Annotated in this window: 6 protein-coding genes; all 6 read right to left on the bottom strand. The window is 73.0% G+C overall.

Features of this window, described 5'->3' with window-relative positions:
• Positions 1 to 228: 228 nt before the first annotated feature.
• Positions 229 to 813, bottom strand: a complete 585-nt coding sequence (wrbA, locus tag ACI2L3_RS40015; protein WP_404757408.1) for an NAD(P)H:quinone oxidoreductase — start codon at positions 811 to 813, stop codon at positions 229 to 231.
• Between the two features lie 92 nt (positions 814 to 905).
• Positions 906 to 1937, bottom strand: a complete 1032-nt coding sequence (locus tag ACI2L3_RS40010; RefSeq protein WP_404757404.1) for a methyltransferase — start codon at positions 1935 to 1937, stop codon at positions 906 to 908.
• On the bottom strand, positions 1934 to 3097 hold the full coding sequence (locus ACI2L3_RS40005) for a DegT/DnrJ/EryC1/StrS family aminotransferase (protein WP_404757403.1): 1164 nt from the start codon (positions 3095 to 3097) through the stop codon (positions 1934 to 1936). Before ACI2L3_RS40005 ends, ACI2L3_RS40010 begins: the two co-directional genes overlap by 4 nt.
• An 8-nt stretch (positions 3098 to 3105) precedes the next feature.
• Positions 3106 to 3645 (bottom strand): cupin domain-containing protein, encoded by a 540-nt coding sequence (locus ACI2L3_RS40000; RefSeq protein WP_404757402.1) that lies wholly within the window; start codon positions 3643 to 3645, stop codon positions 3106 to 3108.
• A gap of 104 nt (positions 3646 to 3749) precedes the next feature.
• A complete protein-coding gene (locus ACI2L3_RS39995) occupies positions 3750 to 4817 on the bottom strand; it encodes a type III polyketide synthase (RefSeq protein ID WP_404757401.1) in 1068 nt (355 codons plus the stop codon).
• Between the two features lie 2538 nt (positions 4818 to 7355).
• Positions 7356 to 8048, bottom strand: coding sequence for a VOC family protein (locus ACI2L3_RS39990; RefSeq protein ID WP_404757400.1), 693 nt, complete (start codon positions 8046 to 8048; stop codon positions 7356 to 7358).
• Between the last annotated feature and the right edge of the window lie 129 nt (positions 8049 to 8177).

Raw genomic sequence — 8177 nt, 5'->3', positions numbered from 1 at the left:
GGCGGGGCCGGACGGTGTCCCGGCGGGGCCGGACGGTGTCCCGGCGGGGCCGGACGGTGTCCCGGCGGGGCCGGACGGTGTCCCGGCGGGGCCGGACGGTGTCCCGGCGGGGCCGGACAGTGTCCCGGCGGGAGCGGGCGATGTCCGGGGTTGACCGGACGGGCCGACCGGGCTGGGCGGGCCGACCGGGCTGGGTGGCGCGGGATTCGGGCGCGGGTGGGGGTGTGTTCAGGCGGCCGCGCGGCCGGTCTTGAGGGCGGTGGCCACCTCCACCGCCCGCCGCGCCTGGTAGGCCGCCGCCTGCAAGGTCACCTCACTGGGCGCCACCTGATGGCCAGGGGTGCCCACCACGTGCGAGGTGCCGTACGGATTGCCGGTCTGGAACTGCACCGGGTCGGTGTAGCCGGGCGGCACGATGATCCCGCCCCAGTGATAGAAGGTGTTGGCCAGCGCCAGGATCGTCGACTCCTGACCGCCGTGCGCGGTGTTGCTGGAGGTGAACGCCGAATACACCTTGCCCGCCAGCTGCCCCTGCGCCCACAGCGGACCCGTCGTCTCGATGAACGCCCGCAACTGACTGGCAGGATTACCGAACCGGGTCGGGGTGCCGAACAGCACCGCATCCGCCCACACCAGATCCTCGTGCACCGGCTCGGCAACCTCCGCGTGCTCGCTGCGGTAGCGCTGCCAGGCCGCGTTGGCGGCCACCGCCGCCGCCGGCGCCGTCTCGGCCACCCGGCGCACCCGCACCTGGGCCCCCGCCTTCTCCGCACCCTCCCCCGCCGCATGCGCCAGCGCATGCACATTACCCATCGAACTGTAGTAAATGATCGCGACGTTCACAGATGTCACAGCTGAGGTCCTTTACGTGTGCGGGCGCCGGGCAGCAGGGTCCGGGCCGGGGGTCATCGGGCGATGACGACGGTGGCGGGCGGTGCGTGGTGGAAGGTGATGTCGGTGAACCCGGCCTTGGTGAGCCAGGTGCGGTAGTCGCTCTGGCGCCAGGTGCCGCCGTGGGTGCTCTTGAGGAGCATTTCCGCGGCGAACAGCAGCGGGAAGGCGGGGCCGCTGCGGTCGTCCTCGACGATGTAGTCGCACACCACCAGGGCGCCGCCGGGTTTGAGGGCGTCCTTGAGGCGAGTGAAGACCGCGATGTTGTCCTGCGGTCCTTCCTGGTGGGCGATGTGCGAGTAGAGCGCCACGTCGTAGGCGGCGGTGCCCAGGTGGGTGGTGTGGAAGTCGCCGTCGATGCAGGTGAAGCGGTCCTGCAGGTGGTGTTCGGCCAGCAGCCGGCGGGCGATCGCGTTGATCGGCGCCCAGTCGAGCTGGGTGGCGCGGGCGGCCGGGTTGCGCCGGAGCCAGGTGGCGGTGTAGACGCCGGAGCCGCCGCCGACGTCCAGGATGGAGATCTCGCCGGCGCCGTCCAGGCCCAGGGCGTCGGCGGCGACCTCGGCGGCGGGCACCGACTGGGCGGCAATGGCCGGCACCACGTGCGTCCAGTGCGGGCTGTCGGCGACCTCGGCGGCGGCCTGGCGCACCGGGCCGCCGGTGCGCACCACCTCGGGCAGGTCCGCCAGCGCACCCAGCTGGGTGAGTTTGAGCTGGGCCAGGCCGCTGAGGTCGACGGGCCCGCCCCTGACCAGGAACGCTGCGGCCTCGGGGGTGTTGCGGTAGCGGCCGGCGTGCAGTTCGACCAGCCCCATGCTGACCAGGCCGTCCAGCAGGGTCTGGGCGCCGCGGTCGGAGATCTGGGCGCGGTCGGCGAGCTGCACGGCGGTGTCCGCGCCGGCTTCCAGGTGGGTGAACAGGGCGTGCCCGGCGGCCGCGCCCAGGATGCCGGTGGCCCAGTAGCCGTTGATGAGCTGCAGGATCTTGTCCGGCGTGGGCGGCTGCCCGCCCGCCGGCTGGTGGGCGGGGGTGGGCTGGTGGTTGCTCATGCTGTTCCCTTGGGGCCGGCGGTGTGGGTGCGCAGGGCGGTGCGCAGGGCTGCCACGACGCGTTCGACCTGGGCCGGGCTCAGTTCGGCGTGCATGGGGATGGCCAGGTGATGGTGGAAGAGGTCGGCGGAGACGGGGCAGGTTTCCTTGGTCTCGAAGACCGGCTGCAGGTGGCTGGCCCAGGTGCCGTGTCCGCAGCCGATGCCCTGGCCGCGCAGGTCGGCGGCGAGGGCTGCGCGGTCCACCCGCTTATCCAGGCGTACCAGGTAGGACTGCCAGGCGTGGGTGCGGTCGGCCGGCACCTGGGGCAGGGTCAGCAGCTCTTCTTCGGCCAGGAGCTGGTGGTAGTGGGCGGCGACGGTGGCGCGGCGGGCCAGGAGTTCCTCGATCCGGCCGATCTGGACCTGCAGGATGGCCGCGGCGATGTCGGAGAGTTTGAAGTTGTAGCCGACCTCGGTGAATTCGGGGATGGGCAGGCCCACGACCTTGGACTGGTCGAAGATGGAGCCGATGCCGAAGGAGGAGCGCAGCCGGGCGTCGGCGGCCACCGCCGCATCGGTGGCGATCAAAGCGCCGCCCTCGCCGCTGGTGGCGCCCTTGCGGCCGTGGAAGGACAGGCAGGCCACCTCGGCCAGCGCGCCGGCCTGGCGGCCCTGGTAGGTGGCGCCGACCGCGCAGGCGGCGTCCTCGATGAGGAACAGGCCGTGCCGGTCGGCCAGGGCCTGCAGTTCGCTGTAGTCGGCGGGCAGGCCCACGGTGTCCACCGCGATGATGCCGACGGTCTTGGGGCCGATCAGGTCGGCGACGGCCTGCGGGTCCAGGGTGTGGGTGTCGGGCCGTACGTCGGCGAAGCGGGGGATGGCCTGCAGGTAGCGCACCGCGTGGGCGGGGGCGGGGAAGGTGTAGTCGGCGACGATGACTTCGTCGCCGGGCGTGACGCCCAGGGCGAGCAGCGCCAGGTGCAGGGCGGCGCCGCAGTTGCTCAGGGCGACGGCGTGGGCGTCGTAGCGGTGGGCGAGCTGGGCTTCCAGGGCTTTGCCCCTGGGGCCCTGGCCGGCCGGCCAGCCGGAGGCGAACACCTCGGCGACGGCGGCCAGTTCCTGCTCTCCCAGGCTGGCGTGGACCAGCGGGACGGGGCTGGGGGGCGTGGTGGTGGTCATGATCGGGTTCACTTCCCGGGGCCGGCGGGGGCGGGTGGCTGGTAGCGCAAGGGGGTGAGCTCCTCGACGTCGTAGCGTTTGCGCATCTCCTCCACCGCGGCGGGATCCACCGTGGTGCCGCGCGCCCAGATCTCGGCGATCTCTTCGAAGTACTGCTCGTGGTCGGGCGAGGGGTAGCTCTGGAAGAGCATCTTGACCGGCTTGTCGCTCGCGTTGCGAAAGGCGTGCGGGATGCCGGGCGGCACGAACATGCAGCCGCCCTCGCTCGCTGTGATGACCCGCTCGCCGTCGGCGGACTGCCAGTGGTGCCAGGTGTCCTTGGTGCGCCGGGTCGGCTCGAAGCACATCAGGTCCAGCTCGCCCTCAAGGACGTAGAAGAATTCCTGGGACTCGTGGTGGACGTGGGCGCCGACGTCGAAGCCGGGCGGCACCACGACCTCGAAGACGGAGATGGACGAGCCCTGCGCCTTGGTGGCTTTGAAGGTCACTTCCTGCGCCGGAGTGATCAGCTTGCGTCCCTGGCCGGGCGGGACGATCAGGCCAGTCATGTGTGTTGGGTTTCCTTCGTTCGTAACGGGCAGCGGCTCGCGGGCCGCGCACACCAGGTGCCAGGGCGCCGCCGCCCTGCCGGGACGGGGTGGGGCGGGGTGGGTCAGCCGGCGGCGGGCGGGGTGTCGCTGTTCCAGCGGCCCAGGGCCATCTCGGCGGTGATGCCGGGGCCGAAGCCGGCGATCAGGCCGGTGGCGTCGGGCATCGGGGTGTCCTCTTCGAACAGGCGCAGCGCGGCGTCCAGGACGACGGCGCTGGCGATGTTGCCGTACTCGGTCAGCGTGGACCAGCTGTGGCGGAACACCTTGCGGTCCACGTCCAGGAACTTGGCCAGGTCGTTGAGGATGCGCGGGCCGCCGGCGTGGATGATGTAGAAGTCGAGGTTGGAGGCGTCCCACTGATGTCCGGCGGCGAACTCGCGCAGCACCGGGGCCAGGGGTTCCATGGTGCCCGGCACCCGGCGGTCCAGCTGGAAGTGGAAGCCGGTGTCGCGCACCGAGTAGGAGATCCAGTCCTCGGTGTGGGGGATGAGGTAGGAGGAGTTGGCCTCCAGCTCGATGCCGGTGCCGCCGATGCCGCGCACCACGGCGGCCGCGACCGCGTCGCCGAACAGGCCGTCGGAGAGCAGTGAGCCGATGTCGTCCATGTCGGGCTGGTAGCACAGCGAGCACAGCTCGCAGGAGACGATCAGGACGTTGCTGCCGGGGTGGGCCAGGCAGAAGTCGTGGGCGCGGTTGATGGCGGCGCCGCCGGCCGCGCAGCCCAGCTGGGCGATGGGGATCTGGCGGGTGTCGGAGCGAAAGCCCAGCTTGTTGATGAGCCAGGCGGTCAGCGAGGGCATCAAAAAGCCGGTGCACGACACGTAGATGATCGCGTCGATGTCGCGGGCGGTGACCTCGGCGTTGGCCAGGGCCTCCTCGACGACCTGGGGGGTGCGCTTTTTCGACTCGCTCTCATACAGGCGGTTGCGTTCGGTCAGTCCCGGGTGCTTGAGGGTCTGCTCGATGGGCTGGACGATATGCCGCTTCAGCACCCCCGTGTTGCGGATCAGTCGAAGGGCCAGCGGAAGCTGCGGCTTTCCGGCATGGACCCGCTCGGCGAAGTCCAGCGTCTCTTCCGCGGTGATGACGTATTCCGGCACACGCACCGACGGCTTGCATAGCCTGGGCATATCGGGAATCCACTTTCTCTAGGGTCTGCCTTCTGCACGTGAAGAAGCTGTTGTCGCGCACCTGCGCGGTGGCGTCGCCCGGGCGGGCGGCGCCGCCCCGCAGGCAAGGTGACGGCATGCACCACGCCGCCTTCGCCGGCCCCGCACACCACACCCCCCCTTCTCCTCCTCCCGGCACCCCCTGTTCCTGTCGGGATGACGGGAGGCGGAGGGGATGGGATGGGCGGGCGGGGTGGGGTGGGGTGGGGTGCTGTGGGGTGGGCGGGGGCCGGGGAAGGCGGCGCGGGGTGAACGGTGAGTCGGGGGCGGGCGGGGGTGGGCGGGGGTGGGCGGGGGTGGGCGAGGCGGAGCGGCTGGTCCCGGGGTCGGCCGGTTCCGGGGTCGGCTGGTCCCGGTCCGGCTGACCCCGGAACCGGTTGGCCCGAGCCCGGTCGGCCTGGGATCCGGTTGGCCCGACTGGTCCGGGGCCCGGTGGGTCCGGGGCCCGGTGGGTCCGGGGCCCGGTGGGTCCGGCTGCGAGGGGGCGTGTGGGTACGGCATGGGGCGCGCCCGGGGCTTGGGAGGACAGCCCCCAAGTACCAGCGACGCAAGGGCAGTTCGGCCTGCAGGCGGGGCCCGCACAGGCAAGGGGTGGGCGGGGATGACCCGGGCTGCCGGGAGTGACATGCAGGTACGGCATGAGGCACCCGCGGCTTGGAGGGCTCACCCCAAACGCGGTCGGCACGAGCGGAGTTCGGGCTGCGGACAGGGGGCCCGCACGGGGGCGGGCCCAGGGGACTTTGGACTGCGGGCGGGGCCGGCACCGAAACCCGGCCCCGGGGCGGGGCACCCCGCGGGTGCGGGATGGGAGGGCCCGGGCCGCGGGTGCGGCTCGGGGCTCCCCCGGCCGCGGGTGGGGAGCATGACGCGGGCGCGGTACGGGATGACACCGGCCGCCCGCCGGTCAGGGCAACGGGCGGCCGGGGCAGGGCGGCAGGCCCGGCGGAACTGCCTGCCGGGGGCAGCAGGAGCCGGGCATCGGACAAGGGCGGCGGGAGCGGGTGACGGGAGCGGGTGCGACAGGCGGCAGGCCGGGCGGCGAGCGAGCGCGGCACAGGCCCGTACGCCCGCATCCGGGATGCCCGGGGTATGGGGGTGCGAAGGGTGCAACTGTCCGGTGCGGTGCCGCCCTCCCCTCACCCGCTGCTTCCCGTCTCCCCTCTTGACGCCTCCCCCCTCCCCTGCCGGGACCTGCCCCCTTCCCGGCCCGGCCCGGCGTGGCCGAGCCCGGCGAACGGGCAGTAAGGGCAGGCACAGCGGAAGCGGACAGGGATGCGCGGGCGGCCCGGCCGGCGGAGTGAGCGGTGTGGCCGCATGCAGCCCCGCCGTGCCCCCGCGCCGGGCAACCCAGGGCGCTGCGTGCGGAGTTGTCCCGTGCGCCCGCCCCTGCCACCTCTCCCCCGGGCGCGACCCACGTACCACCAAAGGGGGAAGTTCCCCGCTCTGGCCCGCGGGCCACGCACGCGGGACGTCACGGCCTACGGGCGAAGAAACTTGTGGTGGAGGATGCGGCGCCGCCGGGGGCGTGGATGGGGTGTGGCCCGGGCGGGGCTGGGCGGCGGTTACGACCTCAACTCGCCGCTCACGGACCGGCTTTGGGCAGGGAAGTCGTGCGGAAATAGTGACACGGATGCCGTCCTCGCACCAAGGGCCTCCGAAAGTGACGTAGGTCACGGCGCGGGGTGGGGTGGGCGGCGGGTTCCCGGGCCGGTGAGGGGCGGGTTCACGGAGGCCCCGGGTCCGCATCCATCACCCCGGAGCGGGCCGCCGCCGGGGGCGGGGGCGGGGCACACCGGGCGGGCACCTGGCCCGTACGGCCCGGGAGATGGGCCTGCCCCACACCCCTCCCCCGGCCCCAACCCAGCCCGGGCTGCCGGTCCAGGCCCCAGCCCCGGCCCATGCCCTCGGCCCCGGTCTCGGTCCCGGTGAAGCCACACAATGGGGCAACCCGCCCCGACCGGCACGCGATTCGCCCTCCTCGACTCCTCCCCGGCCCGCCCCCTGCCGCATGGTTAGGCCATCCCCCCCTGGGCGGCAACGTGGCCCGCACCCTCCCGGCACAGGGCGGCCCGCCCTAACCCCTCCCCCGGGCCGGGCGCAGGCCGGCCGCACAGACCGGCCATGCCGCCCCGGGCAGACAACGCGGCCCGCACCCCTCCCGCACGGGGCGGCCCCGCCCTGACCCTCTCCCGGGCCGGGCGCAGCCCCGGCCGCACAGAACCGCCCCTGCCTGCGCCTGCGCGGTATCGGCCGCACCATCCCGGACGGACAGGGCCGACCAGGCCCGCAACCACCAGAACGCGGCTCTTGAGACAGCTGCCCGCCGAGGTCCGACCGACGCGGAGGACTGCTGCGAGGCTCGGCACGCGGTCGAGTGCGGCATTGATCGCCTCAAAAGGCGTCGTGCCGAGGCCACGGGATACGACGATCTCGCGGTCCGCCACGAGGCAGCCGTCCTGGTGGCGGCCGTCAACGAGCGGCCGTGGCCGGCACGTTGTGTCAGCTGTCCCGGCCTTGCCATGTGGTGACGCAGGCTTCGTTCCCCTCCAGGTCGGCAAGGACCCAAAAGGCGGGGGCGCGGCTCGCGGACATGAGCCGGCCCCCGGCTGCCAGCGCGGCTTCGATCCGCCGGGGAGCCTCGTCATGCGGAACACTGATGTCGATGTGGATGCGATTGCGCTGCGGACGCGCGCGGTCCATCTGCTGGAACCAGATGGCCGGGCCCTGCCTGAGCGGGTCGACGAGCGGATCCTCGGGCCCCTGGGCACCCGCCTCATCGGCATAGCCCAGCACCGCCTTCCAGAACGGTCGGATCCCGGAGATGCTCAGGGCATCGATGGCGATCTCCAGAACCTGCACCGACCGTGGTGGCGCCGTTGCGAGTCCGGGCTCCGGCAAGAACCCGGACTTGCCGGCGATGGCAGAGATGCGACGCGCGAGCTCGATGTCCCGGGTGGTCACCGCTGCATGGTCCAGCGACTGCAGAGTGAAGAGGGCCAGATGGGGACGCACATCGACCCGGAGATGGCGATCGGCACCATCGCCACACACTGCGACCGCGTCCGCTGCCAGGCCGATCGCTTGAGCCAGCGTCCCGACCACGACCGACGTCTGCAAGGCGCCCAGCAAGTAGCGCCAACCGTGGCCCCCGACCGCCTCCGATGCTTCCTGCCGGCTCAGTATCTGCTCCATGACCGCATCCTTGCAGCCCCACCCGCAGCCCGTCTGCCGCTACGTGCGCTACACGCCCCGGCCCGGCGCCGGTTGTGGCGGGCGGGCCGGGCCGGGCCGGGCCCGGACCAGCCGGAGTGCGGGCCAGCC

The organism is Streptomyces sp. NPDC029674, from assembly GCF_044903205.1.
Lineage (GTDB): Bacteria > Actinomycetota > Actinomycetes > Streptomycetales > Streptomycetaceae > Streptomyces.
The sequence above is the reverse complement of the archived record's forward strand: the minus strand, read 5'-3'. Positions and strand labels throughout refer to the sequence as shown.

Coding starts and splice junctions, on each gene's coding strand:
- ACI2L3_RS39990 (WP_404757400.1), bottom strand. CDS start 8,048: ATGGAGCAGATACTGAGCCGGCAGGAAGCATCGGAGGCGGTCGGGGGC.
- wrbA (WP_404757408.1), bottom strand. CDS start 813: ATGGGTAATGTGCATGCGCTGGCGCATGCGGCGGGGGAGGGTGCGGAG.
- ACI2L3_RS40000 (WP_404757402.1), bottom strand. CDS start 3,645: ATGACTGGCCTGATCGTCCCGCCCGGCCAGGGACGCAAGCTGATCACT.
- ACI2L3_RS40005 (WP_404757403.1), bottom strand. CDS start 3,097: ATGACCACCACCACGCCCCCCAGCCCCGTCCCGCTGGTCCACGCCAGC.
- ACI2L3_RS39995 (WP_404757401.1), bottom strand. CDS start 4,817: ATGCCCAGGCTATGCAAGCCGTCGGTGCGTGTGCCGGAATACGTCATC.
- ACI2L3_RS40010 (WP_404757404.1), bottom strand. CDS start 1,937: ATGAGCAACCACCAGCCCACCCCCGCCCACCAGCCGGCGGGCGGGCAG.